At 65.7% G+C, this 26,672-nt stretch carries 29 protein-coding genes; 13 read left to right on the forward strand and 16 right to left on the reverse strand.

What is annotated here, in order from left to right; all coding sequences use genetic code 11:
* Nucleotides 1-183: 183 nt before the first annotated feature.
* Nucleotides 184-543 (reverse strand): DUF1236 domain-containing protein, encoded by a 360-nt coding sequence (locus AAFG07_RS12490; protein ID WP_342727526.1) that lies wholly within the window; start codon nucleotides 541-543, stop codon nucleotides 184-186.
* 235 nt (nucleotides 544-778) lie between these two features.
* On the opposite strand from AAFG07_RS12490, the gene AAFG07_RS12495 reads away from it, so the two are divergent.
* From AAFG07_RS12495 to AAFG07_RS12525, 7 genes are all read left to right on the forward strand, one after another.
* Nucleotides 779-934, forward strand: a complete 156-nt coding sequence (locus AAFG07_RS12495; protein WP_084518327.1) for a DUF3096 domain-containing protein — start codon at nucleotides 779-781, stop codon at nucleotides 932-934.
* Nucleotides 935-1,025: 91 nt separating this feature from the next.
* Entirely contained in the window at nucleotides 1,026-3,941 is a 2,916-nt protein-coding gene (ppdK, locus tag AAFG07_RS12500; protein ID WP_342727527.1) for a pyruvate, phosphate dikinase, read from the forward strand.
* Between the two features lie 402 nt (nucleotides 3,942-4,343).
* Nucleotides 4,344-5,825, forward strand: a complete 1,482-nt coding sequence (locus AAFG07_RS12505) for a cell wall hydrolase (protein ID WP_342727528.1) — start codon at nucleotides 4,344-4,346, stop codon at nucleotides 5,823-5,825.
* Between the two features lie 178 nt (nucleotides 5,826-6,003).
* On the forward strand, nucleotides 6,004-7,248 hold the full coding sequence (locus tag AAFG07_RS12510; RefSeq protein WP_342727529.1) for an MFS transporter: 1,245 nt from the start codon (nucleotides 6,004-6,006) through the stop codon (nucleotides 7,246-7,248).
* 46 nt (nucleotides 7,249-7,294) lie between these two features.
* Nucleotides 7,295-8,281 carry an MDR family oxidoreductase gene (locus AAFG07_RS12515; RefSeq protein WP_342727530.1) on the forward strand — a complete coding sequence of 329 codons (987 nt, stop codon included), beginning with the start codon at nucleotides 7,295-7,297 and terminating at the stop codon, nucleotides 8,279-8,281.
* Nucleotides 8,282-8,469: 188 nt separating this feature from the next.
* Entirely contained in the window at nucleotides 8,470-9,048 is a 579-nt protein-coding gene (locus AAFG07_RS12520) for a hypothetical protein (RefSeq protein ID WP_342727531.1), read from the forward strand.
* Between the two features lie 260 nt (nucleotides 9,049-9,308).
* A complete protein-coding gene (locus AAFG07_RS12525; protein ID WP_050403167.1) occupies nucleotides 9,309-9,542 on the forward strand; it encodes a hypothetical protein in 234 nt (77 codons plus the stop codon).
* A gap of 28 nt (nucleotides 9,543-9,570) precedes the next feature.
* On the opposite strand, the gene AAFG07_RS12530 is transcribed toward AAFG07_RS12525, so the two are convergent.
* The 5 genes from AAFG07_RS12530 to AAFG07_RS12550 all read right to left on the reverse strand — a co-directional run bounded on the left by AAFG07_RS12530 (nucleotide 9,571) and on the right by AAFG07_RS12550 (nucleotide 15,242).
* Nucleotides 9,571-12,276, reverse strand: a complete 2,706-nt coding sequence (locus AAFG07_RS12530; RefSeq protein ID WP_342727532.1) for a DUF2339 domain-containing protein — start codon at nucleotides 12,274-12,276, stop codon at nucleotides 9,571-9,573.
* A 225-nt stretch (nucleotides 12,277-12,501) separates the two neighbouring features.
* Nucleotides 12,502-13,008: a protein-tyrosine phosphatase family protein gene (locus AAFG07_RS12535; RefSeq protein ID WP_342727533.1), complete on the reverse strand. Its 507-nt coding sequence runs from the start codon at nucleotides 13,006-13,008 to the stop codon at nucleotides 12,502-12,504.
* A gap of 121 nt (nucleotides 13,009-13,129) precedes the next feature.
* Nucleotides 13,130-13,741: an HD family hydrolase gene (locus AAFG07_RS12540; protein ID WP_342727534.1), complete on the reverse strand. Its 612-nt coding sequence runs from the start codon at nucleotides 13,739-13,741 to the stop codon at nucleotides 13,130-13,132.
* Nucleotides 13,738-14,364, reverse strand: a complete 627-nt coding sequence (locus tag AAFG07_RS12545) for a DNA-3-methyladenine glycosylase I (protein WP_092116040.1) — start codon at nucleotides 14,362-14,364, stop codon at nucleotides 13,738-13,740. Before AAFG07_RS12545 ends, AAFG07_RS12540 begins: the two co-directional genes overlap by 4 nt.
* The gene (locus tag AAFG07_RS12550; protein WP_342727535.1) at nucleotides 14,361-15,242 is read right to left on the reverse strand and encodes a folate-binding protein YgfZ; all 882 of its coding nucleotides are present in this window, start codon (nucleotides 15,240-15,242) and stop codon (nucleotides 14,361-14,363) included. The genes AAFG07_RS12545 and AAFG07_RS12550 overlap by 4 nt, the downstream gene beginning before the upstream one ends.
* 129 nt (nucleotides 15,243-15,371) lie before the next feature.
* Between AAFG07_RS12550 and AAFG07_RS12555 the strand changes: the two genes are divergently transcribed.
* Nucleotides 15,372-16,706, forward strand: a complete 1,335-nt coding sequence (locus AAFG07_RS12555; RefSeq protein ID WP_342727536.1) for a dihydroorotase — start codon at nucleotides 15,372-15,374, stop codon at nucleotides 16,704-16,706.
* An 11-nt stretch (nucleotides 16,707-16,717) separates the two neighbouring features.
* Here AAFG07_RS12555 and AAFG07_RS12560 read toward each other — a convergent pair whose 3' ends face one another.
* From AAFG07_RS12560 to AAFG07_RS12580, 5 genes are all read right to left on the reverse strand, one after another.
* On the reverse strand, nucleotides 16,718-16,984 hold the full coding sequence (locus AAFG07_RS12560; protein WP_342727537.1) for a hypothetical protein: 267 nt from the start codon (nucleotides 16,982-16,984) through the stop codon (nucleotides 16,718-16,720).
* 155 nt (nucleotides 16,985-17,139) lie between these two features.
* On the reverse strand, nucleotides 17,140-17,796 hold the full coding sequence (locus tag AAFG07_RS12565; protein WP_342727538.1) for an HAD family hydrolase: 657 nt from the start codon (nucleotides 17,794-17,796) through the stop codon (nucleotides 17,140-17,142).
* Entirely contained in the window at nucleotides 17,786-18,163 is a 378-nt protein-coding gene (locus AAFG07_RS12570; protein WP_342727539.1) for a TIGR02301 family protein, read from the reverse strand. The genes AAFG07_RS12565 and AAFG07_RS12570 overlap by 11 nt, the downstream gene beginning before the upstream one ends.
* An 87-nt stretch (nucleotides 18,164-18,250) precedes the next feature.
* Nucleotides 18,251-18,670, reverse strand: coding sequence for an NUDIX hydrolase (locus tag AAFG07_RS12575; protein ID WP_176529753.1), 420 nt, complete (start codon nucleotides 18,668-18,670; stop codon nucleotides 18,251-18,253).
* 38 nt (nucleotides 18,671-18,708) lie between these two features.
* On the reverse strand, nucleotides 18,709-19,209 hold the full coding sequence (locus AAFG07_RS12580; protein WP_342727540.1) for a hypothetical protein: 501 nt from the start codon (nucleotides 19,207-19,209) through the stop codon (nucleotides 18,709-18,711).
* 62 nt (nucleotides 19,210-19,271) lie between these two features.
* Here AAFG07_RS12580 and AAFG07_RS12585 point away from each other — a divergent pair, with 62 nt between their 5' ends.
* Nucleotides 19,272-20,033 carry an SOS response-associated peptidase gene (locus AAFG07_RS12585; RefSeq protein WP_342727541.1) on the forward strand — a complete coding sequence of 254 codons (762 nt, stop codon included), beginning with the start codon at nucleotides 19,272-19,274 and terminating at the stop codon, nucleotides 20,031-20,033.
* 379 nt (nucleotides 20,034-20,412) lie between these two features.
* On the opposite strand, the gene AAFG07_RS12590 is transcribed toward AAFG07_RS12585, so the two are convergent.
* From AAFG07_RS12590 to AAFG07_RS12600, 3 genes are read right to left on the reverse strand one after another with little or no spacing between them, the layout of a single operon-like run.
* Nucleotides 20,413-20,799 carry a RidA family protein gene (locus AAFG07_RS12590; RefSeq protein WP_342727542.1) on the reverse strand — a complete coding sequence of 129 codons (387 nt, stop codon included), beginning with the start codon at nucleotides 20,797-20,799 and terminating at the stop codon, nucleotides 20,413-20,415.
* A 3-nt stretch (nucleotides 20,800-20,802) separates the two neighbouring features.
* Entirely contained in the window at nucleotides 20,803-21,279 is a 477-nt protein-coding gene (locus AAFG07_RS12595; protein WP_342727543.1) for a DUF6691 family protein, read from the reverse strand.
* Nucleotides 21,280-21,281: 2 nt separating this feature from the next.
* Nucleotides 21,282-21,707, reverse strand: a complete 426-nt coding sequence (locus AAFG07_RS12600) for a YeeE/YedE thiosulfate transporter family protein (protein WP_342727544.1) — start codon at nucleotides 21,705-21,707, stop codon at nucleotides 21,282-21,284.
* Between the two features lie 203 nt (nucleotides 21,708-21,910).
* Here AAFG07_RS12600 and AAFG07_RS12605 point away from each other — a divergent pair, with 203 nt between their 5' ends.
* Nucleotides 21,911-22,345 (forward strand): hypothetical protein, encoded by a 435-nt coding sequence (locus AAFG07_RS12605; protein ID WP_050403182.1) that lies wholly within the window; start codon nucleotides 21,911-21,913, stop codon nucleotides 22,343-22,345.
* A 95-nt stretch (nucleotides 22,346-22,440) separates the two neighbouring features.
* Here the strand turns inward: AAFG07_RS12605 and AAFG07_RS12610 are convergent, their stop codons facing one another.
* The gene (locus AAFG07_RS12610; protein WP_342727545.1) at nucleotides 22,441-22,956 is read right to left on the reverse strand and encodes a mismatch-specific DNA-glycosylase; all 516 of its coding nucleotides are present in this window, start codon (nucleotides 22,954-22,956) and stop codon (nucleotides 22,441-22,443) included.
* A 79-nt stretch (nucleotides 22,957-23,035) separates the two neighbouring features.
* Here AAFG07_RS12610 and AAFG07_RS12615 point away from each other — a divergent pair, with 79 nt between their 5' ends.
* A complete protein-coding gene (locus AAFG07_RS12615; protein ID WP_342727546.1) occupies nucleotides 23,036-23,581 on the forward strand; it encodes a phosphohydrolase in 546 nt (181 codons plus the stop codon).
* Nucleotides 23,582-23,844: 263 nt separating this feature from the next.
* Here AAFG07_RS12615 and AAFG07_RS12620 read toward each other — a convergent pair whose 3' ends face one another.
* Complete coding sequence (locus AAFG07_RS12620) at nucleotides 23,845-24,240, reverse strand: hypothetical protein (RefSeq protein WP_342727547.1); 396 nt, start codon at nucleotides 24,238-24,240, stop codon at nucleotides 23,845-23,847.
* A 164-nt stretch (nucleotides 24,241-24,404) separates the two neighbouring features.
* Between AAFG07_RS12620 and AAFG07_RS12625 the strand changes: the two genes are divergently transcribed.
* Both AAFG07_RS12625 and AAFG07_RS12630 read left to right on the forward strand, forming a co-directional pair.
* Nucleotides 24,405-26,078 (forward strand): NAD(P)/FAD-dependent oxidoreductase, encoded by a 1,674-nt coding sequence (locus tag AAFG07_RS12625; protein ID WP_342727548.1) that lies wholly within the window; start codon nucleotides 24,405-24,407, stop codon nucleotides 26,076-26,078.
* Nucleotides 26,079-26,205: 127 nt separating this feature from the next.
* The gene (locus AAFG07_RS12630; RefSeq protein ID WP_342727549.1) at nucleotides 26,206-26,658 is read left to right on the forward strand and encodes a VOC family protein; all 453 of its coding nucleotides are present in this window, start codon (nucleotides 26,206-26,208) and stop codon (nucleotides 26,656-26,658) included.
* The last annotated feature ends 14 nt before the right edge of the window (nucleotides 26,659-26,672 follow it).

Genomic DNA, 26,672 nt, shown 5'->3' on the forward strand with positions numbered 1-26,672 from the left:
GCAAGCGGGAGAGGTGAGCCAGTCCGCCGCAAGACCGATTCAACATGACATCATCTTGCTCTAGAACCGAAGAGCCCCGCCCGGAGGGGAGGCCGGGCGGGGCTTTCTGGTCCGGTCGAACTGCGCGCACATCCGCTTGCGCGGCGCCCGGACTGTTCGTTCAGGCGATCCCGCCGAGCTGAGCTATTCGACCACCTGAACGATCCGCCGCGAACGCGGCTCGACCAGAACGGTCTCGCCATTCACGACGGTGTAGCGATAGGGCGTCGCGCCGAACCGTTGCGGCACGTCGTAATAAGTTACGCCGGCATCCGGCAGCACGGTGCCGATCACGACGCGATCCGGAACGGTGTAGTTCGGCACGCGCTCGCGCACGATGTATTCGCGGAATGCCGGGCGCTGCTCGACCGCAATGCCTTCGTCATCCTCGACTGCAACCGGCGGGCCACCGCGGACAACGCCGACGGTCTGGGCCTGTGCGGCAACAGCCGGCACCGTGATCGCAGCAGCAACCGCTGCAACGGCAAGTATTCTGTTTCGCATGGCTCGCTCCATTCTTTTGACGCGCGCGCCGACCTTCGCCGATGCGCACGGCGAGCCAATGCATCTGGTGTGGTGATGTTCCGGAAAAACCGCCGCCACATACGCGGCATTTTGGAGCAATTTTCGTGAGTTGCGGGAACTCTCAGGCCGTGACGGACGTCTTGATGTGGAAACCCCCGCAGCGGATAAACTGCCGCTCGATTCGCTCCTCCAAAAACCGCCGGAGAACTCTTCAATGGTCATCACCGCTGGGCATTTGCCGCACATTGTCGCTCTGATTGCAGGCATCCTGATCCTGATCATGCCGCGGCTGCTCAACTACATCGTCGCGATCTACCTGATCTTCGTCGGGCTCGTCGGGATGGGCCTGCTGCGCTGGCTGCACCTGTAGCGGGAAAGCGGGGTTTCGCGGCTTGCGCGGAACCCCCCAAAATGGTGTAAGGCGCGCATCTTCGACCCCTCTTTTCGGATTGTTGTCTGACATGGCCAAAGCCGTCGCGAAGTCCAAGAAAACTGCCGAGAAAACCGCAGCGAAATCAAAGTCCTCGGCACCGGCCCGGAAGGCCGCTCCAGCGCGCAAGGCGCTGAAGAAGAGCGCCCCGAAGCCGGCGCCGAAGCCTGCCGCCAAATCGACTGCGAAGCCGGCTGCAAAGCCCGCCAGCAAGGCGCCGGTAAAGGCGGTCACCGCTGCGAAAAAGGCGGCTCCGCCAGCGATCAAGGCCGGCAAGTGGGTCTATACGTTCGGCGACGGCAAGGCCGAGGGCCAGGCGACCTTGCGTAATCTGCTCGGCGGCAAGGGCGCCAACCTCGCGGAAATGGCCAATCTCGGCCTGCCGGTGCCTCCCGGCTTCACCCTCCCGACCTCGGTCTGCACCTATTTCTACGACCACGACAAGACGTATCCGAAGGAACTGAAAGCACAGGTTGAGAAGGCGCTCGACTATGTCGGCAAGCTGACCGGCAAGACCTTCGGTGACGCCAGGAACCCGCTGCTGGTCTCGGTCCGCTCGGGCGCGCGCGCCTCGATGCCGGGCATGATGGACACCGTGCTCAATCTCGGCCTCAACGACCGCACGGTCGAAGCGCTCGCAGAGCTCTCCGGCGACCGCCGCTTCGCCTATGACAGCTATCGCCGCTTCATCACGATGTATTCGGACGTGGTGCTCGGCTTCGAGCATCATCACTTCGAGGACATCCTCGACACCTTCAAGGACGGCCAGGGCTACTCGCTCGACACCGACCTCACCGGCGACGACTGGGTCGAGCTGGTCGGCAAGTACAAGGAGGCGGTCGCCAAGGAGACCGGCCACGACTTCCCGCAGGATCCGCACGACCAGCTGTGGGGCGCGATCGGTGCCGTGTTCTCTTCCTGGATGAACGCGCGCGCGGTGACCTATCGCAAGCTGCACGACATCCCGGAATCCTGGGGCACCGCGGTCAACGTGCAGGCGATGGTGTTCGGCAACATGGGCGAGACGTCGGCCACCGGCGTTGCCTTCACCCGCAACCCCTCGACCGGCGAGAGCAAGCTGTACGGCGAGTTCCTGATCAACGCGCAGGGCGAGGACGTCGTCGCCGGCATCCGCACGCCGCAGGACATCACCGAAGAGGCACGGCTGGAATCCGGCTCCGACAAGCTGTCGATGGAAGCCGCGATGCCGGCCGCGTTCAAGGAGCTGACGCGGATCTACACGCTGCTCGAGAAGCACTACCGCGACATGCAGGACATGGAGTTCACGGTCGAGCAGGGCAAGCTGTGGATGCTGCAGACCCGCGGCGGCAAGCGCACCGCCAAGGCGGCGCTGCGCATCGCGGTCGAGCTTGCCAATGAAGGCCTGATCTCGCGCAAGGACGCGGTGACGCGGATCGATCCGGCGTCGCTGGACCAGCTGCTGCACCCGACCATCGATCCGGCCGCCAAGCGCGACGTGATCGCGACCGGCCTGCCGGCGTCGCCTGGCGCGGCCTCCGGCGAGATCGTGTTCTCGTCTGACGAAGCGGCCAAGCTGCAGGCCGACGGACGCAAGGTGATTCTGGTCCGCATCGAAACCAGCCCGGAAGACATCCACGGCATGCACGCCGCGGAAGGCATCCTGACCACCCGCGGCGGCATGACGTCGCATGCTGCGGTGGTCGCGCGCGGCATGGGCAAGCCCTGCGTCTCCGGCTGCGGCACCATTCGTGTCGACTACGGCCGTGGCACCATGAGCATCGGCTCGCGCACCTTCAAGACCGGCGACGTCATCACCATCGATGGCTCGGTCGGGCAGGTGCTGGCCGGCCGCATGCCGATGATCGAGCCGGAACTGTCCGGCGAGTTCGGCACGCTGATGGGCTGGGCCGACGAGGTCCGCAAGCTCGGTGTTCGCGTCAACGGCGACACGCCCGATGACGCGCGCACCGCGGTGAAGTTCGGCGCGGAAGGCATCGGCCTGTGCCGCACCGAGCACATGTTCTTCGAGGAGACCCGCATCCGCACCGTGCGCGAGATGATCCTCTCCGAGGACGAGCAGTCGCGCCGCGCCGCGCTGTCGAAGCTGTTGCCGATGCAGCGCGCCGACTTCGTCGAGCTGTTCGAGATCATGAAGGGCCTGCCCGTCACGATCCGCTTGCTCGATCCGCCGCTGCACGAGTTCCTGCCGCACACCCAAGCCGAGATCGAGGAAGTGGCGCGCGCCATGAACACCGATCCGCGCAAGCTCGCCGACCGCGCCCGCGAACTGTCCGAGTTCAACCCGATGCTCGGCTTCCGCGGCTGCCGTCTCGCGATCGCCTATCCCGAGATCGCCGAGATGCAGGCCCGCGCGATCTTCGAGGCGGCCGTCGAAGCCGGCAAGCGCACCGGCAAGCCGGTCGGACTCGAGGTGATGGTGCCGCTGATAGCGACCAAGGCCGAGTTCGATCTGGTCAAGGCGCGGATCGATGCGATGGCCAACGCGGTGATGAAGGAAACCGGCGTCAAGCTGACCTACCAGGTCGGTACCATGATCGAGCTGCCGCGCGCCTGCCTGATGGCGGGCGAGGTGGCGGAGACCGCGGAGTTCTTCTCCTTCGGCACCAACGACTTGACGCAGACCACCTACGGCATCAGCCGCGACGACGCCGCGAGCTTCCTTGGCACCTATGTCGCCAAGGGCATCCTCGAGATCGATCCGTTCATCTCGGTCGATCGCGACGGCGTCGGCGAGCTGGTCAGGATCGGCGTGACGCGCGGCCGCAAGACACGGCCGAACCTCAAGGTCGGCATCTGCGGCGAGCATGGCGGCGATCCCGCCTCGGTCGCGTTCTGCCACGAGGTCGGGCTCGATTACGTCTCGTGCTCGCCCTATCGCGTGCCGATCGCGCGTCTCGCCGCAGCGCAGGCCGCGCTCGGCAAGGAGATCGCCAGCCAGGCGTAAGCGATCAATCAGTCCAGAGAGTGCGATGGCCGGGACCAAGTCCCGGCCATTTGCTTATCGGGGTTCGTAGGATGGGTGGAGCGAAGCGATACCCATCAATTGCCTCCGCGTGGAGAGATGATGGGTATCGCTGCGCTGCACCCATCCTACGCGTCGGAATCCTGCGGCGCGCGCAACACTCTATTCACCATCCCTGTTGACCGGATGTTTACGACTTTCATGCGCCGCGCATTTACCAAGACGCGTGATGCGACGTGCGTCGCACGTGCGATCGCTTGAGTGTAGCGCGCGTGCAACGCTGATTAACTCCGCGGCAACCTAAACAAGTTAGCAACGAGAAAGGTCGAATTGCGCGGATGTACCGCGTTCGATTGCACTCAGTAAGCGTTGCGTGAGCGTACGATGTTTGTGTCGCGTAACCAGCCGAAGGGCGCACGTCTTGCGCTCTTCGGTCTCGGTCTTGGCATCTTCGCACTGATGCCGACCGAGCTCGGATATCAGGATATTGCGTCGCTTTTGGCCCGGCAGCCCGGCGTTGCCGAGCGCTGGCAGAAGCGCGTCTTCGCCTCCGCGGTCGGCTCCATCCAGGTGGCGACCTACAGCTTCGGCCGTCCGATCGGAACATCGGCGCCGCAGGATCCGCAAATCCTGCTCGCGCGGCTGGACAGTCCGAGCGTCGATATCACCGGTACGGTGACGCGCAATCCGATCACAGCACCGCCGCCGCGCTACCAGGCATCCGATTTTCCCAAGGTCGATCGCACCCTGAAGGGCGATCGTCTCGTCGTCGGGCGGCCTGACCAGGTCGATCCTGCACGGCCCGCGAACCCGGCGCCGGCGAACGAGGATCCCGCGACTTCGAATTCGTCGGTCAAGGGCATGAAGACCACGACCGCGCCGGCCGACAACGCGCCGCTCGATCCCGAATTGCAGGAGGCGCTGCGCGCGCCGCCACTGCCGCAATATGTCAAGCCGTCGCCGCAGCAATACGACGTGTCGATGTCGCTCGAGGCCAGTCCGCTCGATGATCTGAAGCCTGCGCCCGCAAAGCCTGCCGCTGCGCCGCCTGCCGATGCAACGCATGCGCGCGACCCGTTTGCATTCAAGACCGCCAGCCTGTTCTTCGGCTCGTCGCTCGGCACGCCCGAGAATCTCGAGCGCTGGCAGCCCGGCGAGGCGCCGGTGGTCGTTGCGCCGGCAGCGCAGCCCGATCCCGACCTGAAGGTGATGGCGTCACTGCCGGTCGATGCCGACGGCCCGGTCAAGGCCGGCGAGATGGGCGAGAGCATCGCGCCGAAGGGCGAGGTCAACGCCGACGACCAGCACACCAAGACGCCGGCGGAGCGGCTCGGCCTGTTCGACGAGAAATCGCGCGCCAAGTCGGAGAAGTGCCTCGCCGAGGCGGTCTATTTCGAGGCGCGCGGCGAAGCGGTGCGGGGCCAGATCGCGGTCGCCCAGGTGGTGCTGAACCGCGCCTTCTCCGGCAAATATCCGGAGACCGTGTGCGGCGTGGTCTACCAGAACAAGAACCGCCACTACGCCTGTCAGTTCACCTTCGCCTGCGACAACATCCCAGACGTGGTCCGCGAGCCCGACATGTGGGACCGCGCCAAGAAGATCTCGAAGGCGATCCTCGACGGCAAATTGTGGCTGCCGGAAGTCGATCGCTCGACCCACTACCACGCCTATTGGGTGCGGCCGTCCTGGGTCAGTGAAATGAAGAAGACGTACAAGTTCGGCGTCCACACCTTCTATCGCCCGCGCGCCTGGGGCGACGGCAGCGACGCGCCGAGCTGGGGCAATCCGGCCGAGACCGCCAAGATCTCGGCGCAACTCGCCGAAGCCGCCCAGAGCTCGGCCGAGCAGGCCAGCGCCAAGCGATAACGCCTCCGGCCTTCCATTCCAGGTTCGCCATGCCCCGGAATGACCGTCGCATATTCTGCAGAGCTGCCTTGCGAGCGAATATTTTTCTCCGCCGCCTCTTGGGATTTCCATGCAGATGCATTAACTCCCGGTAATGTTTCGCGGGGCGGTTCCCCCGCCAGTCGCGGGGGAAGACAGCATGGCCGTTACCAGCGGGGATCTCCGACCGACGTCCGGCACCTGGCGCACGCCGCTCGTCATCATCGTCTGCGGCTGTGCGATCGCGCTGCTGAGTTTCGGCCCGCGCTCCAGCCTCGGCTTCTTCGTGCAGCCGATGGGCCGCGAATTCGCCTGGGGCCGCGACGTGTTCGGCCTTGCCATCGCGCTGCAGAACCTGTTGTGGGGGCTCGGCCAGCCGATCGCAGGCGCCATTGCCGATCGCTTCGGCCTGCTGCGCGTCATGGTCGTCGGCGCCTTGCTGTACGCCGCCGGCCTGCTGCTGATGCGTTACTCGACCACCTCATTGTCGCTCGACATCAGCGCCGGCGTGCTGATCGGCTTCGGCCTGTCGGGCTCGTCGTTCAATCTGGTGCTGGCGGCGTTCAGCAAGCTGCTGCCGCCGGAGAAGCGCGGCATCGCGCTCGGCGCCGGCACCGCCGCCGGTTCGTTCGGCCAGTTCCTGTTCGCGCCGTTTGGCGTTGCGATGATCGACAATTTCGGCTGGCAGACCGCGCTCGTCGTGTTCAGCGCGCTGATGCTGCTGATCGTGCCGCTCTCGCTCGCGCTTGTGACGCCACCCACCGAGACCGGCGAGGTGCCGGCCGCCGACCAGCAGTCGTTCAAGACCGCGCTCGCCGAAGCCTTCGGCCATCGCTCCTATGTGCTGCTGGTGCTCGGTTTCTTCACCTGCGGCTTCCAGCTCGCCTTCATCACCATCCATCTGCCGGCCTATCTGGCCGACCGCGGCATTCCGGCGACCACCGGCGGTTGGGTGGTTGCGGCGATCGGCCTGTTCAATATCGTGGGCTCGCTCAGCGTCGGCTGGCTGCAGAACTTCTTTCCGAAGCGCTATTTGCTCTCGGTGATCTACTTTTCGCGCGCGCTGGCGACCGTCGCCTTCATCTCGTTCCCGGTGACGCCGTTCTCGGCGATCGCATTCGGCGCGGTCTCGGGACTGCTGTGGCTGTCGAGCGTACCTCCGACCTCGGCGCTGGTCGCGCTGATGTTCGGCACCCGCTGGTTCTCCACCCTCTATGGCTTCGCCTTCGTCAGCCATCAGGTGGGCGGCTTCCTCGGGGTCTGGCTCGGCGGCGTCGTGTTCGAGCAGTATGGCTCCTACACGCCGATCTGGTGGCTGTCGGTGCTGTTCGGCGTGCTGTCGGCGCTGATCAACCTGCCGATCGTTGAAAAGCCCGTCGTGCGCCCGGTTGCGCAGCCGGCCTGATGGGTTAAACACTCCCCCGAAACCAAGATTACGGGGAGTGCTCATCGTGGCAACGTTCAAGGCAATCAGGATCGACAAGGCGGACAAGGGTACCACCGCCGCACTGACCCAATTCGACGACGCGGAATTGATGGACGGCGACGTCACCGTCCGCGTCGAATGGTCGACGTTGAACTACAAGGACGGCCTGGCGCTAACCGGCAAGGCGCCGGTGGTGCGCCGTTTCCCAATGATCGCCGGCATCGATTTCGCGGGCACGGTCGAGCAATCCAGCCATCCCGACTGGAAGGCGGGCGACAAGGTCGTCTGCAACGGCTGGGGCATGGGCGAGACCCATCTCGGCGCCTATGCGGAAAAGGCCCGCGTCAAGGGCGACTGGCTGGTGCGGCTGCCGGACGGCATTTCGGCCCGCGACGCGATGGCGGTCGGCACCGCCGGCTATACCGCGATGCTGTCGGTGCTGGCGCTGGAGAAGCATGGTCTCACGCCGAAGAGCGGCCCGGTGGTGGTGACGGGCGCCGCCGGCGGCGTCGGCTCGGTCGCGATCGCCGTGCTGTCGAAGCTCGGCTACCACGTCATCGCCTCGACCGGGCGGATGTCGGAGGCCGACTATCTCAAAGGTCTCGGTGCCACCGAGGTGATCGATCGCGCCGAACTGTCGGGTGCCCCCAAGGCGCTTGCGAAGGAGCGCTGGGCCGGCGGCGTCGACAGCGTCGGGTCGACCACGCTCGCCAATCTGCTTTCGATGACCAGGTATGGCGGTGCCATCGCGGCCTGCGGCCTGGCGGCCGGGATGGACCTGCCGTCGTCGGTCGCGCCCTTCATTTTGCGGGGTGTGTGCCTTCTCGGCATCGATTCCGTGATGTGCCCGATCGAGCTCCGCAGGACCGCCTGGCATCGCCTTGCCAGCGATCTGGATAAGGTAAAACTGGCTGATATCACTCATGAAATCGCCTTGGACGACGTCATGGGGTATGGTGCGAAAATCCTCGGTGGCCAGGTCCGCGGCCGCATCGTGGTAAAAATAGTCTGAGGACGTTCAGACTTTACCAACCAAGCTGCTCCAATGTTGCCACTGTTGGTATGGTAAGCAGCGGGTAAAGAGACTTGCAGCATGATCCCGGGGGGGCCGGGTTTCCTCGCGCAGACGTCGAGAAGCGTCGGTCGCGGGGATCATGCTCAACAAGGAGCGGGTGCCCGCGCTCGTAAGTGGAGTAGCTCATGCTTGCGCGTTTGGTGTTGGGGGCCGTCACGGCCGGAGCGATGGTCGTGCCGGCGTTCGCAGGCATGATGAACGCCGATGAGGCCCGCAAATTCGTCGCCGGCAAGGTGTTCGCGTTCACCTGTTTCGACGGCACAAGGGGCGCCGGCCGTATCCTCGACGATCTGGGTGCGGCAGGCTCGATCCAGTTCTCCGGCTCCGGACCCATCCGCCGCGTGCGCCTGCCCGGCAATACGCTGCAAATCCGCGGTCAGAGCGTGTGCGCCTCGCTGAAGGGCATTCCGTTCGAACCGTGCTTCAATCTCGACAAGCAGGACGACCGCACGTTCCGCGGCTCGGTCTCCGGTATGGGCTTCGCCTACTGCGATTTCCATCACCAGGGCGGCCAGCAGATGCTGATGGCACGCGCGGTGGCGCGCCCGCGTTCGCTGCACCCGCGCACACGATCCGCGGATGCCTCGCCGACAGAAGTGTCGCGCGTCGAGACACCGCAGGTCGAAAGGGCGAAGCTCGAGCCGGTCAAGGTCGAGCCCGCCAAGGTCGAGAGCGCGCCGGAATTGCGCCGCTCCACCGACTAGAGCCTATCCGTTCCGATTGAATCGGAACGGGGCTCTAGATTCTTGTTTTGACGCGTTTTCTTCACGCGAACCGGTATCCATCCCGCATCAAGTGCGGGACAGGCTTCGCTCGAAAACGCTCTGACGCCTCATCTGCGCGCCAGCGGGAATAACGCCAAGCCGTAGTCATACGGATGGCGGTCGCCACGCGTTGATAGCTACTCAATACCTTAGCGTTCGCCGACAGGCGGGATGACGGGGACACCGATTTGAGTAGTCATATGGCGCAGTATTTTTTCCGTATCAGTGATGGCGATTACGCTGGTGCGTCCGACCACGCGACGGAGTTCGAGAGCCGTGACGTGGCCTGGGCCGAGATGACCAAGGTCTGCGGTAATTTCCTTGGCAGCATTTCGCGCAACATGAAGCAAGACAGCGAATGGCACATGGAGCTGCTCGACGAGAGCCGCAAGCCCGTATTCAGGATTCGGCTGGTTGCCGAATCCGTCGACTGAGGCTTTTCGCCGTTCAGGACACCAAGCTTCAAGCCTCTGCCTGCGGGACAGGCGGAGCGACCCGCCTGCGGAACAGGATCCGCTGATACAGCCAGCCGATCGCGACCAGCACGATGCCAAGGCACATGAACGACAGCGCCCGGTAGACTCCCGTGAGCGTCGACATGTCGACCAGGAACGCTTTCAGGATCGTCAGCCCGATCACCGCAGCGGAGGCGAGCCGTGCCCGCTGCGAGTTGACGACGATGCCGATGCCGAGCAGCACGACGCCGAACATCAGCCAGGCGATCGAATAGGTGTATTGCTCCGCGCCCGTGGTCTCGCCGCGCGTCAGCACCGGTCCATGATAGAGCCTGCGGATTTCGAACGTGACGTAAGCGAGCGCCAGCACCAGCGCGCCGGCGGCGATCGCGTTGGCATATGTAGCGGGACGATGCCCCGCCACCGCATAGGACAACAGCAGCGCCAACACGGCCGGCAATGCATAGCCGAGCAGCAGCAGATTGATGAAGCTGCCGCCGACGTCCTGCCACCACAGCATCGGGTTCTCCAGCCCCAGCAGCCCGAACAGGCTGGCAAGTCCGGCGAACGCGGTCAGCAGCACCGCGCCGACATTGTGGACGATGCTGCCGCTGCGTAGCCGCAGCCGCTCCAGCCCGATCGCCATCGCGAGCGTCACGCCGACCTGCAACGCGACCTCGGTCAGCCCGGCGTTGTCGCGATAGACGTCGCCGGCATTGACCGCGTGGCGGATCTCCATGAAGGCGAGCAGCACCGTGAACAGGATCGCGGCGGATTCGACCATCCGCAGCGGGACGTCGTCGCCGTTGCGGCGCAGGAAATGGCTTCCCGCCCAGAATGACAGCGCCGGAACGCCATAGCCCCACAGCAGCCAGTTGAAGATCGGCGTGGTGCCGACGGCGTCGCCCGCGATCCGCGGCTCGTAGCCGATCCGCAGCACCACGATGCCGGCCAGGATGGCGGCGAGCCAGCGCAGGAACGGGATCGGCCGCTGCACCGACAGCCATGCCGTGCCCATTGACACCAGCGCCAGCGCGATGGTGAGCCAGCCCTTGTCGAGTGCGAAGGTCAGCGCCAGCGCCAGCGAGGCGAGGGCGCCGGTCGCCGACAATGCGATCGAGGGCGACAGCTCCGGCCGCTCGCCGCGCCGGCTCAGCGCTTCGGTCGCGGCGGCGTAGGCGGCGGCGAGCAGCACGGCGAGGATCGCGAACGGGATCGAGCGATCGAGATGCGCGATACGTGCATAGAGTGCGACCAGCAGCGCGACCGGCGTGAACACGGCCGCCGCGGCCCATGTCACCGTGATCTTCGTGGTGGCAAAGCGCAGTTGCGCGAGGAAGCCGGCGATGCCGAAGGCGGCCGCGAACAGCGCGGCAGTGACGAGATGCAGCGAGACCGAGCCGTCGGTCGCGGAGGGGCCGATGCCCGGGATCGCACCGCCCGGCAGCACCAGCATGTCGACATTGCGGCGGACCGCCCACTCGCCGAACACGATGAAGACAAAGGCCGACGCGGCGCCGATCGCACCCGCAGCCGCGGGCGCGCGCCAGGCGACGAACAGGCTGCCCGCCGTCAGCAGTGCGAAGCCGATCATCGCGCTGTCGGCGTGCGCGCTGTTGAGCACGATCAGCATCGCGCCGAACAGGTAGGCCGCGAGCGACCCGGACGAGATCGGCTCGATCTCCTCGCCATCGCCGTCGGGGCCGAACATGAAGCCGCAGACCACGAGCAGCGCTGCCAGCACGAAGCCCGCGATGACGTGGAAGACGTGCGGCGCGATCATCTCCGGCCCGCATTGCAGGCAGGGGAAGGTCCATAGCAGCGCGAAGGCGATGGTCGTGACCGCAAGCCAGCGCCACAGCCGGATCCGCGCGAGGCCGAACGCCGCCGCGGTGACGATGGCAAGATAAATGTAGAGCGACCAGAAGTCCGGTTTGTCGGATGAGACCAGGATCGGGGTGACGAAGGCGCCGACGATGCCGAGCCCGGCCAGCGCAGGCCCGTGCAGCAGCGCGGCCGCGAGCGTGCCGAGCGCGACCATGCCGAGCAGGATGAAGGCGGTCGCCGGCGCGAGGAAGTCGTACAGCGCATAGGCGGCGTAGACCGTGGCGAACGCCACCGCGGTGCCGGCCGCGGTGAGGATCGCCGGAATGTTGGCGATCGGCAGCGCCGCGATGTTGGAGATGCTTTCCTTGCGCCGCGTCCATTCACCGGCGCCGAGCAGCGCCAGTGCGAACAATCCGCCGAGCATCGTGCGCACGCCGGGGCCGAGCAGCCCGGCCTCGATCGAATAGCGCACCATGAAGAAGCCGCCGAGCGCGAGCGTCAGGCCGCCGATCCACACCACCCAGCGCGTGCCGAGCGTCTCCTCGAAGCCGGGCGCCGGGGGCGGCGTGGCGGGCGGTTCTGGCAGCGGCGGCGGGGCGGCGCTTGCCGCCTCAGCGGCTGCCTCTGCATGCACATCCGCTTCACTCGCAGCCGCTTCGGGGAGCGGCGGCGGCGCGATGGGAGGCGCCGCCGGAAGCGTCTGCTCGAACGCCTCGAGCGGCGTCAGCGGCGGCGGCACGGCCGTCCGCGCGGCGGCCACGGCTGCGGCCTCGATCGCATCCAGCCGGCGCTGCAGCACCGCATTCTGGCCCAGCGCCTTGCGCGCAAAGATGATCGCGACAATGGCGATGACGAGCGTGAGGAAATCGAACGGCGAATCGAACATCGGGCCTCCGGCAGGGCACGCCGGACCATCGGCTACCGAGCGGCCCGTCGCAACCTAGTAGTGCAGTTGAGCGGACTGGAAGTTCAAGCGATCGTGCGAGGCACGTTCGTGCTAAAGCGAGATGGGATTGGGTTACAACGGCATCATAGGTTCACCCCTCCCCAGTGGGGAGAGGTGAACCGAAACCTTGGCGAGATGAGATTCAACCAAATTCATCCGCTCTAGTTAGTCCAGGTCGATGTGGAAGGGGCGGCCTTCGACGCTCATGCTGCCGGGGCCCATCGCATCGAGCGCGCGCAGCATCCGGCCCTCGCGGCCCAGCGCCTTGTCGGCGAGGCTGACGATCAGCCGATTGGGCGCCGCGATCGGCGAGGCCGCGCGGATCAGCCGGGCGATGGACATTTCGTCGCGGTGCGGATTGAGCGCGCAGACCGTGGCGAAGGCGCTTGCGGTCGAGCGGCTGATGCCGGCGTAGCAATGCACCACCATCGGCGCGCGGCGATCCCAGCCGCGCACGAAGGCCAGCACCCTCTCGATATGCGTCTCATTGGGGGCAACGAATCCGTCCATCTGTTCGATGATGTCGTCCATCGACACTTTCAGATGGTTGGCCGGAAGCACGGAGGGCGGCCGCTGCACCTGATCGACATTGGCCATCACGGTCAGCACATGGCTGGCGCCGGTGGCACGAACCGTGTCGGGGAGCGCGGCAAGCGAGCAGACGTGAAGCATGATGGTCCTTGGTTATCGGTGTGCCCGATTATAACGACTGCTCCCGGGTGGGCAAAGGCGCGCGGCGCCATGCCAGCTCTTCGTTTTGCGGCGCAACCGGCGGCAACACAGGCGGTGCTGCCTATGACGCGTGCAATGTCTTGAAGCGCTCGAGGAACTGCTTTTCAGCCCTCGCGGCGGTCCATGGCGTCAGATAGTCGCGCTCGCTGGCTTCCGGCAATTCCGGATCGCGGCCGAACAGCCGCCTGGCTTCGGCTTGCGAGAATCCCGCCAGATGCGTCGCCTCCAGATAGGCGGCGCCGCGATCGGCGGCCTTGATCTGCTGGGTGATCTCGTCCGCCAGCACCGCCGGCAGACCGAAGCGGATATGGATTGCCGACAGCAGCCGCTTCTCCACCGCCTTGTATTCGCCTGATAGCACCGCCTTGAACGGCGAGATCATGTCGCCGATGACATATTCCGGCGCGTCGTGCAGCAGCGCGGCGAGACGATGGCTGATATCGACGCGCGGCATCTGCTGGCGCATCACGGCCTCGACCAGCAGCGTGTGCTGCGCCACCGAGAAGATGTGCGCGCCGCTGGTCTGGCCATTCCAGCGCGCGACCCGTGCCAGTCCATGCGCGATGTCGACGATCTCGATATCGAGCGGCGACGGATCGAGCAGGTCCAGCCGGCGCCCCGACAACATCCGCTGCCAGGCGCGGGCGGTCTCGGTCGATCGACGCGCAGTCATTTCTTCTTGAGCCGCGGTGTGCGGAGCTTGCCGCTACAGGCCTCGTGGCAGAAGCAGGTGACGAGGTGATCGTTGACCATGCCGGTCGCCTGCATGAAGGCATAGACGATGGTGGGGCCGACGAATTTGAAGCCGCGCGCGCCGAGCTCCTTGGAGACCTTGATCGAGACCGGCGTCGAGGCCGGCACGCTCGCGGTGGTCTTGAACTGATTGACCTTCGGCTTGCCGTCGACGAAGTCCCACAGGAACTTCGAGAAGCCGGGGCCCTTCTCCATGATCTCGAGATAAGACTTGGCGCTCGCCACCGTACCTTCGATCTTGGCGCGGTTGCGGACGATGCCGGCGTCGTTCATCAGCGCATGCACCTTCTTGTCGGTGTAGCGCGCGATCTTCTCGGGCTGGAAATCGTCGAAGGCTTTGCGGAAATTCTCGCGCTTGCGCAGGATCGTGATCCAGGACAGGCCGGCCTGGAAGCCGTCGAGGATCAGCTTTTCATAGAGCGCGCGGTCGTCATATTCCGGCACGCCCCATTCATTGTCGTGATAGGCGACGTAGAACGCGTCTTCGCCCGGCCACGGGCAGCGCGTCTTGCCGTCGGGATGCAGTTGCGCAGTGCGGCTCATGCGACGGTCTTCTTGGGTGTGGTGCGGACAGCATCAGGATCGGCGAGGTGAAGTGCGAGCCCGCCCGCGGTCAGCGGCAGGCCGGCATCGAGCGCATCGGCGACACGGTCGATGCGCACCAGCGCGAGGCCCTTCTCGCCGGCCGTCGAGCCCATGGTGCCGACCTGCTTGTCGCCGGCCTGGATCGCCGCGCCCGTCTCGGGGGAGGGGCCGTCGAGAATGATCTTCACTGTGCGGGTGCGCGCCGTGCCGCGATGCTGCATGCGCGACACCACCTCCTGGCCGACATAGCAGCCCTTGTCGAAATCGACGCCGTTGAGGCGGTCCATATTGGTCTCGTGCGGGAAGGCGTCGCCGTACATGAAGTCGAGCCCGCCGCGCGGCACGCCGGCCGCGATGCGATGCGCCTCATAGGCGCTGGAGTCGACGAGATCGGCGCCGATCAGCTCGGCGAGTTTCTGCTTCAGATCTTCCGGGATCAGGATGCGCCAGCCGAGCGCCGCATTGCGCGGATCGGCGAAGGCGAGATCGGGGATCGCCGCCGGCTCGCCATCCCAGGCGGCCAGCACGCCGAGGCTGTCGGAGAGGTTCTCGACCACGACCTTGGCGCGCAGCTTGTAGAAGCCGAGCTTGTCGGCAAGCCCCTTGGCGAGCGCGCGCGGGGCGTCGATCAGGAAGCCGCCGCCATGGCCTGTGGGTATCTCGGTGATCAGGAAATCGACGATGATCTTGCCCTGCGGCGTCAGCAGCGCGCCAAACCGGGCCTGTCCCGGGGCCAGCTGCTCGACATCGGTCGTGATGAGGCCGTTGAGGAAGTTGCGGGCGTCCTCGCCAGAGATTTTGACCACGCCCCGATCTGGAAGAAACGCTGCTTTCATTCGCAAAATTGGCTCTTTTTCCAAGTTCCTTGGGAAACGCGCGGCGCGCGGATATCCCCTGCCAAGCTAAGGCGCTAGAGTGCGCCGAACAAGGCCCGCGCGACAGCCGAAAGCGGGCGCCGAGGACCGATGAATCAGCATTTCGACACCATTCTAAAATCCGGCACCGTGGTCAATCAGGACGGCGAGGGCGTGCGCGATATCGGCGTCACGAATGGCCGCATCGCCGCGATCGGCGCGCTCGGGCAGGCCTCGGCCGGCGAGGTGATCGACTGCAAGGGCCTGCACATCCTGCCCGGTGTGATGGACACCCAAGTGCATTTCCGCGAGCCCGGGCTGACGCAGAAGGAAGATCTCGAGACCGGCTCGCGCAGCGCCGTGATGGGCGGCGTCACCGCCGTGTTCGAGATGCCGAACACCAATCCGCTGACGGTCACCGAAGCGGCGTTCACCGACAAGGTCAAGCGCGGCCACCATCGCATGCATTGCGACTTCGCGTTCTTCATCGGCGGCACCCGCGAGAACGTGCAGGACCTGCCGGAGCTCGAGCGCGCCCCGGGCTGCGCCGGCATCAAGGTGTTCGTCGGCTCCTCCACCGGCGCGCTGCTGGTCGAGGACGACGAGAGCCTGCGGCGGATCTTCCAGGTGATCCGGCGCCGCGCCGCGTTCCACGCCGAGGACGAGTATCGCCTGAACGACCGCAAGCCGCTGCGCATCGAGGGCGACCCGCGCTCGCATCCGGTGTGGCGCGACGAGACCGCGGCGCTGATGGCGACCGAGCGCCTGGTCAAGCTCGCGCGCGAGACCGGCAAGCGCATCCATGTGCTGCACATCTCGACCAAGGAAGAGATCCTGTATCTGCGCGACCACAAGGATGTCGCGTCCTGCGAGGCGACGCCGCACCACCTCACGATGGCCGCGCCGGAGTGCTACGAGCGGCTCGGCACGCTGGCGCAGATGAACCCGCCGGTGCGCTCGGCCGATCACCGCGCCGGCATCTGGTACGGCATCGAGCAGGGCATCATCGATGTGCTCGGCTCCGACCACGCGCCGCATACGCTGGAGGAGAAGGCCAAGACCTATCCGGCCTCGCCGTCAGGCATGACCGGCGTGCAGACGCTGGTGCCGTTGATGCTCGATCACGTCAATGCCGGACGGCTGTCGCTGGCTCGGTTCGTCGATCTCACCAGCGCGGGTCCGGCGCGGCTGTTCAACATCGCCTGCAAGGGCCGCATCGCGGCGGGCTATGATGCCGACTTCACCGTGGTCGATCTGAAGCGCAGCGAGACCATCACCAACAAATGGATCGCCTCGCGCGCAGCCTGGACGCCCTATGACGGCGTGCGGGTGCAGGGCTGGCCGGTCGGCACCTTCGTGCGCGGCAAGCGGGTGATGTGGCAGGGCGAAGTGACGACGCCGTCGACGGGCGAGCCGGTCCGCTTCCTCGAGACGCTGAAGCCGTAGCGTTCGGTCTGTTACTGTCTGGCGAGCGCCAGCGAGAACTCGCCGTTGTGCACCCGCGCGGCGAGGCCCTCGGCGAACTTCGCCACCGCGTCCTCGCCATAGGTGCCGACGAGCTCAGCGAGCGCCGCAAACAGGCTCGCCTGCGCCAGGCAGTCGCCATCGACGCCGTCGTGACGCGCTTCGGCCCAGGCCTCGTTCAGGTAGCCCAGCGCCGCCTGCTTCTGCTCGTGATCGGGACGGGGGTCTTGGTGATGGGGAAAGGACGCTGGATGGCGCATGAAACTCTGCAAAATGAATGCGCGCGGTCCGAGGAGCGAACCACTGCGACGCGCGAGATTTATCACGCATGCGGGTACCGCCTAGCCCACATCTTTCGAAAAGGTTAACGGCCGTCACGGCATTTAAAGGGGAATTCCGGATCGCGCCGCCGCGATCAGCCAAATGAGCTGTGGATATGGTCCAGCACGGCGCGCGGCGAGGCGCACAGCTGGCTGGCGCCGGCCCCGACCAGCTCCTCCGGCGTGCCGTAACCATAGGTGACGCCGATCGCGCCGATACCGTTCCTGACAGCGCCGATCACGTCGTGGCTGCGGTCGCCGATCATCAGGGCGTGCGCCGGATCGGCCCCGGTCTGCGCGAGCGCATAGGCCAGCAGGTCGACCTTGTTGACCCGGGTTCCGTCGAGCTCGGAGCCGAACACGTGGTCGAAATACCGGCTGAGGCCGAAATGCGCGACGATCCGCGTCGCGAACACATGCGGCTTCGAGGTCGCAACGTAGATGCGCCCCGGCGCCTGCCGCAGCTCCGCCAGCACGTCCGCGATATCGGGATAGACGCTGTTCTCGAACAGCCCGACATCGCCGAACCGCTCGCGGTAGAGCTCGACGGCGCGGTCGGCGAGCTCCTCGCCGCCGAGCAGCATGGCAAAGCTCGCCCGCAGTGGCGGCCCGATGCACCAGGTCAGTTCGTCCTGTGACGGAACCGGCCGGCCGAGCTTGCCCAGCGCATACTGGATCGAGCCGGTGATGCCGGGCTTCGGGTCGGTCAGGGTGCCGTCGAGGTCGAAGAAGATCGCGCGGTCAGTTGGCATAGCGGGCCGTCAGGTCGCGCGAGATCTTCGAGCCTTCCTCGATGTAGCGGCGGATCGCCACGGAGGCCGCGGGGGTGCAGGTCCGGTAGGTCTGCTGGAAGCCGTTGTAGCCGCGGTTGAAGCCCGCGATCATGCGGGCGCGGCGGTCGCCGGAGGGGGTTTCGGCGTCGATCAGCGCCTGCATCTCGTTGCGCCATTTGGCGCCCTCGTTGGAGCCGCAGATGCCGCGCAGGTAGTGCAGGGCGCCGAGGATCTCGGCCAGCCGCTGCAGGTCGCCGTCGAACGGCGCAGCCGCGTCCTGCGCGCGAGCGGGCGTCGCGAGGCATGCCGACATCAGGATCACAACGGCGAGAAAGGCTCTGATCATCAGGGGTTCCGGAATCGCCGTGGTATGCCCCCTCAATGCGCCCGACGCAAGGCGGCAGAGCGCTCCAAGGCGCCCCCAAAACAGGCCTCAAACCAGCCGCCGGGCGGCCGCAATGACCTCATGGAGCCCGCCGGTGACCTTGAGGTCGCCGATCTCCTCCGGCGCCAGCCATTTGAAATCGTCGTGCTCGTCGTTCAGCACGGGCTCGCGGGAGGCCCAGCGCGCCGCGAATGTCATGATCAGATAATGCCCGGTGCCGGGACCGGTCGGCAGCACCTCGCGCCAGCCGGCCAACCCTAAGATCTCGACCCGCAGGGCGGTCTCCTCGTCGATCTCGCGGTGCAGAGCGGTGTGCAGCGTTTCGCCGAACTCGACCCGGCCGCCGGGCAGCGAATAGAAGCCCTTGCCGGGCGAGCGGGCGCGGCGCACCAGCAGCACCTTGCCGTCGCGGAAAATCACGCCTGACACGGCGAGCTGCGGGCGGATCGGAGGTTCGGGAGAGCTCAAGATGACAACCAGTTTTCACGACCATCATGCCCGATAAATCAGGCGCCCGCCATGATGCTCTCGACATCGGCCTCTGCGGCGCCGTTGATGACACCGGCGGTCTGCATCACCAGCGGCTTGACCCAGACGATGGCCTGCTCGGCGAGCGCGACCCGGCTCTTGTCCTGATGCAATTGCCGCATCGCCACGCCGACCTCGGTCAGGATACTGGTCATGTTGGCGGTGAGCTGGTCGAATTCGGCCCGGATTCGGGCGTCCGCGGTCTCATAGGCCTCGATCGCGAGATCACGCGCCTTGAAGTTGGACGCGGTGAAATGCTCGGCATAGGACAGCGGCTGCCATTCCAGGAAATCGCTGGCGCATTCCGGCAGGTCCGGCACCATCTCCAGCAGCATGATGGCTTCGTTGAAGTGATTGAGGTAGTCGGTCGCAAGCCCGGTGCGGGGATTGATGTTGGCGGCGCGCAACAGCGCCGCCCGCGCCTCGTCGGGGTACGTCGGTCGCGGGGAAGAGCCCGCTATGGCGGCCGTTGAGGTCATTGGTCGCAGTCTTTAACGGTCCAAGTTAAGGCGGAATAAACGGATACCACCCTGGACAGGATATGTGCGGACGCTTTGTCATTACCTCGCCGCCGGCGGCCTTGCGAGAGATGTTCGGCTACATCGAGCAGCCGAATTTTCCGCCGCGGTATAATGTTGCGCCGACCCAGCCGATCCCGGTCGTGCTGCTGCAAAATGGCGGCCGGCATTTTCAATTGATGCGCTGGGGCCTGATCCCGTCCTGGGTCAAGGATCCCCGCACATTCTCGCTGCTCATCAACGCCCGTTCCGAGACGGTGCGGGAGAAGCCGGCGTTCAAGAACGCGATCAAGCGGCGCCGCGCGCTGATCCCGGCCGACGGCTATTACGAATGGCAGGATGCCGGCGGCCGCAAGCGGCCGTTCTTCATCCATCGCCGCGACGGCCACCCGCTCGCTTTCGCCGCGCTTGCCGAGACCTGGATGGGGCCGAACGGCGAGGAGCAGGACACGGTCGCGATCGTCACCGCGCCCGCGAGCCCCGACCTCGCGCAACTGCATCACCGTGTGCCCGTCACGATCCGGCCCGAGCAATTCGCGCGCTGGCTCGACTGCCTGCCCAACGATGTCGACGACGTGATGCCGATGCTGAGGGGCCCCGATGTCGGCGAGTTCGCCTGGCATCAGGTGACGATGCGCGTGAATGCCGTCGCCAACGACGATGCGCAATTGCTGCTGCCGATGACCGCGGAAGAGATCGCCGCGGAGGACGCGCCGGCCCCGAAGAAGGTAGCGCCGCGCAAGGCGCCGGTGCGCGAGGACGACGGGCAGGGGTCGCTGTTTTAGGGGCGACTGAAGAAGCGTGCGCGATCAGGATATCGGCCCGCGTCTCTCCACATCGTCGTCCTGGCGAAAGCCAGGACCCATAACCGCCGAATTCGCTTGTGAACGGGACCGCGGCCCCAGCGTCGCGCAACAATCGAGATGCGCGGTAATGGGTCCTGGCTTTCGCCAGGACGACTGCGAGTGTGTTGCACGGCCTGAATTCAATCAGCTTGTTTTGTCGCAGGCGCGCGCTCTCTCAACTCGTCATTCCCCGGTGCGCAATTGCGCACCTGAGGGCTCGCGAAGCGAGAACCCGGAATCCATTCCGCTATACGCTATGTGGCCCGATGGATTCCGGGCTCGCGCCAAGTGGCGCGCCCCGGAATGACGGAGAGAGTTGTCACCCCTTCACGTGTGCCACGCCCTCGATCTCGATCAGCATCTTCGGATTGGGCAGCGCCACCACGACGCAGGTGGTGCGCGCGGGGTAGGGCGCGGGGCCGAACGCGCCGGCATAGAGGACGTTCATCGTCGCGACGTCAGAGGCGCGGGTCAGCAGCACGTTGACCTTGACGAGATCGCGCATCGTGGCGCCGGCCTCGGTCAGCACGCGCTTGAAATTGGTGACGACATTGGCGAACTGCGCCTCGAAGCCATCGGGCAGCTCGCGGTTGGCGTCGAAGCCGGGAATGCCCGAGATGAACAGGAGATCGCCGACGCGGGCGCCGAACGAGAGCGGCGGCGCCGTGACGCCGGTCGGAGGAGGGAAGTGCTTGATCGTCGTCATGGGTCACCCGTCTGCGCGAGATGGAAGTGGAGGATTGTCGATGCGCGGCGCCAGCGTACGCCGCCGCCAGAGATTCTTGCCGAAGAGATTCTGGCCGATCATGCCTGCCAGCATCGCAACGACGAACACCACGATCGGCAACGAGAGCCCGGCAAGGTTGACCAGTGCGGGCCCTGGGCAGATGCCGGCGAGGCCCCAGCCGATGCCGAACAGCACGGCGCCACCAACGAGCGGCGCATCGATGTCGTTGCGGTCGGGCCAGAGGAAGCGCGCCGAGAACGCAGGTGCGGTGCGCCGCCGCGCGATCGCAAAGCCGGTTGCCGCGACCGCAACCGCGCCCGCCATCACGAAGGCAAGCGTCGCATCCCACGCGCCGAACAGGTCGAGGAAGCCGAGCACCTTCTGCGGATCGGTCATGCCCGAGATCAGAAGGCCTGTGCCGAAGATCAGGCCGCACACGAAGCTTGCGAGAAGCGGCATGGCTAGCCTCCGATCCCGTGCCTGACGACGGCAACCGTCGCGACCGCCGCCGTCATGAAGATGAACGTCGCCACGATCGAGCGGCCGGACAGCCGCGCGAAGCCGCAGACGCCGTGGCCTGAGGTGCAGCCATTGCCCATCCTTGTGCCGAACCCGACCAGAAGGCCCGCGATCGCGATCACCACAAGGCTCGCATTCATCGCAGGCCGCGGCAGCGGCGCGCCGAACAATGCCGCAATCAGGGGCGCCGCGATCAACCCTGCAATAAAGGCGATGCGCCAGGCGCGGTCGGCGGTATCGGGCTGAAGCAGCCCGCCGACGATGCCGGTGACGCCGGCGATCCGCCCGGTCAGCAGCATCAGCAGCGCCGCGGCAAGGCCGATCAGGGCGCCGCCGAGAAGGCCGGAAAGTGGGGTGAAATCGTGCATCGGTGCGGGTCCCTGTTGCGCAAACTCCTCAGCGATGGCGCAAAGCGCTGGGCGCGGGCGCCAATGGTCGCGCGACTACATGGGCGATGATAGACTCCGCAATAACAGGAACAAGCGCAATCCCGCGTGTTTTGCCGGCATTTCGACGTGCCGCCGCCCGATTGGATTGCCGCGATTCGCTTCACTTCGTCCGGAGAACCCCCATGAGATTGTCATCCGCCGCCCGCGCCGTGCTGTTTGCGCTGGCGTTGCTCACCGGATCGTCCGCTGCACTGGCCGACGAGGGCGCGGTGACGCTCGTCATCTTCAAGGGCGGCTGGATCTTCGGCGGCTCCGCCGGCAAGGGTGTTTTGACCTTCCACGGCCAGACCTACGGGCTCACCGCCGGCGGGCTCGACTATGGTCTCGTGTTCGGCGGCTCCCAGACCACGTTGCAGGGGCGGGTGCGCAACATCCGCCGCGCCCAGGATATCGCCGGTGTCTACGCCGCGGCGGGCATGGGCGTTGCGCTCGGCGCCGGCGTGCGCGGCATCCTCTTGACCAACCAGAACGGCGCGGTGCTCGAACTGAGCGGCAAGCAGATCGGCCTGATGGCCAATGTCGACCTCAGCGGGCTTGCGATCACGTTGAAGGAGTGACGGGCGCGGGCTTCGTAGGATGGGTAGAGCGAAGCGAAACCCATCATCGCTCCCCGCGCTAAGAAGTTGATGGGTTTCGCTGCGCTCTACCCATCCTACGATTCCGCGATCCACTGCGCCAATTCACGCCACGGCTGCAACGTCCAGTGTCCGGACGCCGCACCCGATGGCGACGGCAGCACGAACACATCTGGAAAACCGCTCACGGCCGGCTGCCGCCCGAGCACAAGCGCGCTGGTCGGCTTGTCGTAAAACAGGCTCGCCGCCTTCTTGCTGGTGAAAGCGATGGTCTTCGGCCGAACCATCTCGATCTTCGTCCTGAAGCCCGCGACATCGAACGAGCCCCGCGCGATCTCATGATCCATCCCGGCGCCGGTCTTGGAGAGATCGGTGAAGCCGATGCCGAGTCCGAGCAGTGCCGTGAACTCGTGGGGTCGATAAAGCCGCGGCGTGATGCCGGCCTCATGCAGCGCGCGCCAGAAGCGGTTGCCGGGATGCGCGTAGTAATGTCCGACGGCGGCGGAGCGCGTGCTGGCCGCCGTGCCGACGAACACCAGCCGCAGATCGGCGCGGAGCTGGTCGGGGAGGCGGTGATCGTCGCTGTCAGGCATTTGAGAGATCGTGGAGTCGCAGCCGGTGCGGCGGACCCGACCGCTACCATTTCCGCCGCTCCCGTCATATACCTCGGCGATGACCCGCGAAGAATTGGTCGCCGCCTACACGGCGCCTGGACGTCACTATCACAACCTCGCGCATATCGAGGACTGCCTCGCGGCGCTCGCGCGCGTCGACGGCCTCTCGGCGGCCGAGCGCGAGATCCTGTCGGAAGCGATCTGGTGGCACGATGTCGTCTACGATCCGACCCGGCCGGACAATGAGGAGCGCAGCGCGCAGCTCGCCGAGCAGCACGTTCGCGCCGGGATCGGCGACGAGGTCGGCCGCCTGATCCGTTTGACGAAGACGCATGATGTTGAGGTCGATGATCGTCTCGGCGCGATCTTGATCTCGATCGATCTCAGCATTCTCGGCGCCGAGCCCGCGCGCTACGATGCTTATGCCGCGGCGATCCGGCAGGAGTTCATCCATGTCGGCGATGCCGACTATCGCGCCGGCCGCGCCAAGGTGCTTCGCCACTTTGCTGCACGCCAGGTGATCTTCCCCGATGCCGGTTTCGCCGCGACCCACGACCGCCGCGCCCGCGACAACCTCGCGCGTGAGATCGCGGCGCTGGGGTGAGGGGCTCCAACCGCATATGGCCTGCCTCCGCAGGGGCGCTTGCCAAAATATCGAAAACAACCCCATGCACAGTAGCCGGCGGCGTGCCGGCATTCGATACGGCCACTTGACATGTCGGGCAAATCAGTCGCATTATTCTATTATTCCGAAACAGCGCAGGCGCGCTTTACCCCGCGCTGCGGGACATGGCCGTAGCCCCTACGCGATTGGCCTGCCGAAAGCAGGGCGAGGTCGCGGCTCGATTCCCCTGATCTCATCAGGTGCTAACGCGCCGGCTCCTTGATCTCGTCTTCGGCCGTCACCGCCTGCGCCGGCCCCGTCGCGCGCACCATCAAAAACCTGCCCGAATACGCGGTGCCGCGGATGCGCCAGCGCCCGTCGATCTCAGTCGCGTCGGCATTGACCGCGCCTTCATAGTGGACCGTGTCATAGCCGTAGCCCGGCGGCTCGTAGCGTTTGACGAACGACACCGCGCTGCCGGAGCGGTGACCGGAGAGCGAAGCATTGTGGGTGCTGATCGGGCAGCCGGGCGCAACGCATGGTTCGGTCACGCTGCCGCCGAGCGCGCCGCCGGCGTCGATCAGCGTCGCCAGGAACGTGACCATGCCGCTCGGCTGAACGTAGCTGCCGTCCCAGACGCCGGTGAGATTGTCGGTCATGTGCTCGTCCGGATTGCGCGCGTCGAATTGCAGTGATCGATGTGGTGCAGGCAGCGTCTCAACGCAAGTCGCGCGAGCGGAACGCACGCCGCGCCCGGTTGCCTGATCAGGCAAAAGGGTCTGTAATCCAGCCCAACAGATCAAGAAGAATTTTGGGAGCGGACATGACGGGAGAGGCGAAGACCCATTACGAGGTGATCGTGGTCGGCGCCGGCGTCGCCGGCATCTACCAGATCAAGCGGCTCGCCGACCTCGGCATCGACGCCACCGTGCTCGAAGCCGCGCCCGATCTCGGCGGCACCTGGTACTGGAACCGTTATCCGGGCTGCCGCTTCGATTCCGAGAGCTACACCTACGGCTTCTCATTCTCGCGCGAGCTGCTCGACGAGTGGCACTGGAAGGAGCGGTTCTCCGGCCAGCCCGAGAATCTGCGCTACCTCAACTACGTCGCCGACAAGTTCGACCTGCGCAGGCACATGCAGTTCAACTGCAAGGTCGAGGCCATGCAATTCGACGCGGCGCGCGATCTCTGGCAGCTAAAGCTCAGCGACGGCCGCACGCTCACCTGCCGTTTCGTCGTGCTGGGGATAGGCCTGCTCTCGGCGCCGACCATGCCGCGCGTGCCCGGCACGTCCGACTTCAAGGGCCGCTCGTTCCACACCTACTATTGGCCGCACGAGCCGGTCGATCTCAAGGCTAAGAAGGTCGCCGTGATCGGCACCGGCGCGACCGGCATCCAGGTGATCGGCGAGATCGCCGACAAGGTCGGTGAGCTCACGGTGTTTCAGCGCCGGCCGAACTGGAGCGCGCCCCTCAACAACAGCGCGATCTCGGAAGCTGAAATGGCCGACATCCGCGCACGCTACGACGAGATCTTCGCCGCCTGCGCGCTGACGCCGGGCAGCTTCGTGCACGGCCCCGACAAGCGCGGCTTCTACGAGGTGAGCCGCGAGGAGCGGCTGGCGCTGTGGGACAGGCTCTACGACGAGCCCGGCTTCGGCATCTGGCTCGCGAACTTCCGCGAGATTTTCATGGATGAAGCCGCCAACGCCGAGCTGTCGGAATACATCGCAGGTCGCATCCGCGGCCGCGTCAACGATCCCAAGGTCGCCGAGAAGCTGATCCCCAGAGATCACGGCTTCGGCGTGCAGCGCCTGCCGCTGGAGACCCGGTATTTTGAGGCCTACAATCGCGACAATGTGCATCTCGTCGACCTCAGCGAGACGCCGCTGGTGCGCGTCACCGCATCAGGCCTGCGCACGACGGCGCGCGACTACGAGTTCGACATCATCGTCTATGCCACCGGCTTCGATGCCATCACCGGCGCCTATGATTTGATCGACATCGAAGGCATCGGCGGCGCGAAGCTATCAGACAAATGGAAGCAGGCGCCGTCGACCTTCCTCGGCATGCTCGTCCATGGCTTTCCGAACCTGCTGATGCCGACCGGCCCGCAAAGCGCCTCCGCGTCCACGAACTTCCCGCGCGGCATCGAGAACGGCGTCAATTGGTGCACCAACCTGCTGCAATACATGTGGGACCGCGGCCTGACCCGCGCCGACGCCACGGAAGAAGCACAGCAGCGCTGGACCGCGCATGTCGCCAAAATGTACGAGATCATGCTGATGCGCAAAGCCAAGTCGTGGTTCACCGGCTACAACTCCAACGTCCCCGGCCACGAGGAGGGGACGGTGCGGTACTTCGTCTACAACGGCGGCACGCCGAAGTTTCTGGGAATCATCAACGGCGTGGCGGCGGAGGGGTATCGGGAGATTCAGTTTGGAGTGAGGACGCGTGGTGACGTGCAGGTGGCAACTGTTGGCGCGTCGGCGCCGTAGGGTAGGTTAGCGCAGCGTAACCCACCATCTTCTCGCCGCCCAGTCGGTGGGTTACGCCTTCGGCTAACCCACCCTACATAAAACATTGTCCGAAACAGACAACACGATCCACATCGAAGGCGGCCAAATGATCGACCACGTCTACATCTCCGTCACCAACATCGAGAAGTCACTGGCCTTCTACTCTGAAGCCTTGAAGCCGCTCGGCTGGAAGGTCTTCGGCAACTACGACTCCGCTTCGGGCCCCGAGGGCGTCCCCGATCTTTACGGCATCGTTGACGATATGTACGGCAGCGGAAAGGCGGTCGGATCGAGCATCTGGCTTCGGCAACGCAAACCCGGCGAGACCGGGCTGTATCTCGGGATTGTCTGCGACACCAATGAGCTCGTCGACGCCGCCTACACAGCTGCAATCAAGGCTGGCGGCATCGACGAGGGCAAACCAGCAGATCGCACCTACTTCGCCCCTGGCTACTACGCCGCCAACGTCGCCGACTTCGACGGCAATCGTCTTGAGTTCGTGCACAAGGCGTGGAGTCCCAAGCGGAGCATATGGCAGCAGATTGGAGCGTCGGCGTAGACGTTTGGCAGCCG

This window comes from Bradyrhizobium sp. B097, from assembly GCF_038957035.1.
Lineage (GTDB): Bacteria > Pseudomonadota > Alphaproteobacteria > Rhizobiales > Xanthobacteraceae > Bradyrhizobium.

Coding starts and splice junctions, on each gene's coding strand:
- AAFG07_RS12620 (WP_342727547.1), bottom strand. CDS start 24,240: ATGACCGACAATCTCACCGGCGTCTGGGACGGCAGCTACGTTCAGCCG.
- AAFG07_RS12540 (WP_342727534.1), bottom strand. CDS start 13,741: ATGACTGCGCGTCGATCGACCGAGACCGCCCGCGCCTGGCAGCGGATG.
- AAFG07_RS12560 (WP_342727537.1), bottom strand. CDS start 16,984: ATGCGCCATCCAGCGTCCTTTCCCCATCACCAAGACCCCCGTCCCGAT.
- AAFG07_RS12530 (WP_342727532.1), bottom strand. CDS start 12,276: ATGTTCGATTCGCCGTTCGATTTCCTCACGCTCGTCATCGCCATTGTC.
- AAFG07_RS12615 (WP_342727546.1), top strand. CDS start 23,036: ATGACCCGCGAAGAATTGGTCGCCGCCTACACGGCGCCTGGACGTCAC.
- AAFG07_RS12555 (WP_342727536.1), top strand. CDS start 15,372: ATGAATCAGCATTTCGACACCATTCTAAAATCCGGCACCGTGGTCAAT.
- AAFG07_RS12605 (WP_050403182.1), top strand. CDS start 21,911: ATGAGATTGTCATCCGCCGCCCGCGCCGTGCTGTTTGCGCTGGCGTTG.
- AAFG07_RS12610 (WP_342727545.1), bottom strand. CDS start 22,956: ATGCCTGACAGCGACGATCACCGCCTCCCCGACCAGCTCCGCGCCGAT.
- AAFG07_RS12585 (WP_342727541.1), top strand. CDS start 19,272: ATGTGCGGACGCTTTGTCATTACCTCGCCGCCGGCGGCCTTGCGAGAG.
- AAFG07_RS12545 (WP_092116040.1), bottom strand. CDS start 14,364: ATGAGCCGCACTGCGCAACTGCATCCCGACGGCAAGACGCGCTGCCCG.
- AAFG07_RS12490 (WP_342727526.1), bottom strand. CDS start 543: ATGCGAAACAGAATACTTGCCGTTGCAGCGGTTGCTGCTGCGATCACG.
- AAFG07_RS12550 (WP_342727535.1), bottom strand. CDS start 15,242: ATGAAAGCAGCGTTTCTTCCAGATCGGGGCGTGGTCAAAATCTCTGGC.
- AAFG07_RS12600 (WP_342727544.1), bottom strand. CDS start 21,707: ATGCACGATTTCACCCCACTTTCCGGCCTTCTCGGCGGCGCCCTGATC.
- AAFG07_RS12630 (WP_342727549.1), top strand. CDS start 26,206: ATGATCGACCACGTCTACATCTCCGTCACCAACATCGAGAAGTCACTG.
- AAFG07_RS12570 (WP_342727539.1), bottom strand. CDS start 18,163: ATGATCAGAGCCTTTCTCGCCGTTGTGATCCTGATGTCGGCATGCCTC.
- AAFG07_RS12505 (WP_342727528.1), top strand. CDS start 4,344: ATGTTTGTGTCGCGTAACCAGCCGAAGGGCGCACGTCTTGCGCTCTTC.
- AAFG07_RS12590 (WP_342727542.1), bottom strand. CDS start 20,799: ATGACGACGATCAAGCACTTCCCTCCTCCGACCGGCGTCACGGCGCCG.
- AAFG07_RS12565 (WP_342727538.1), bottom strand. CDS start 17,796: ATGCCAACTGACCGCGCGATCTTCTTCGACCTCGACGGCACCCTGACC.
- AAFG07_RS12625 (WP_342727548.1), top strand. CDS start 24,405: ATGACGGGAGAGGCGAAGACCCATTACGAGGTGATCGTGGTCGGCGCC.
- AAFG07_RS12595 (WP_342727543.1), bottom strand. CDS start 21,279: ATGCCGCTTCTCGCAAGCTTCGTGTGCGGCCTGATCTTCGGCACAGGC.
- AAFG07_RS12495 (WP_084518327.1), top strand. CDS start 779: ATGGTCATCACCGCTGGGCATTTGCCGCACATTGTCGCTCTGATTGCA.
- AAFG07_RS12535 (WP_342727533.1), bottom strand. CDS start 13,008: ATGCTTCACGTCTGCTCGCTTGCCGCGCTCCCCGACACGGTTCGTGCC.
- AAFG07_RS12580 (WP_342727540.1), bottom strand. CDS start 19,209: ATGACCTCAACGGCCGCCATAGCGGGCTCTTCCCCGCGACCGACGTAC.
- AAFG07_RS12510 (WP_342727529.1), top strand. CDS start 6,004: ATGGCCGTTACCAGCGGGGATCTCCGACCGACGTCCGGCACCTGGCGC.
- ppdK (WP_342727527.1), top strand. CDS start 1,026: ATGGCCAAAGCCGTCGCGAAGTCCAAGAAAACTGCCGAGAAAACCGCA.
- AAFG07_RS12525 (WP_050403167.1), top strand. CDS start 9,309: ATGGCGCAGTATTTTTTCCGTATCAGTGATGGCGATTACGCTGGTGCG.
- AAFG07_RS12520 (WP_342727531.1), top strand. CDS start 8,470: ATGCTTGCGCGTTTGGTGTTGGGGGCCGTCACGGCCGGAGCGATGGTC.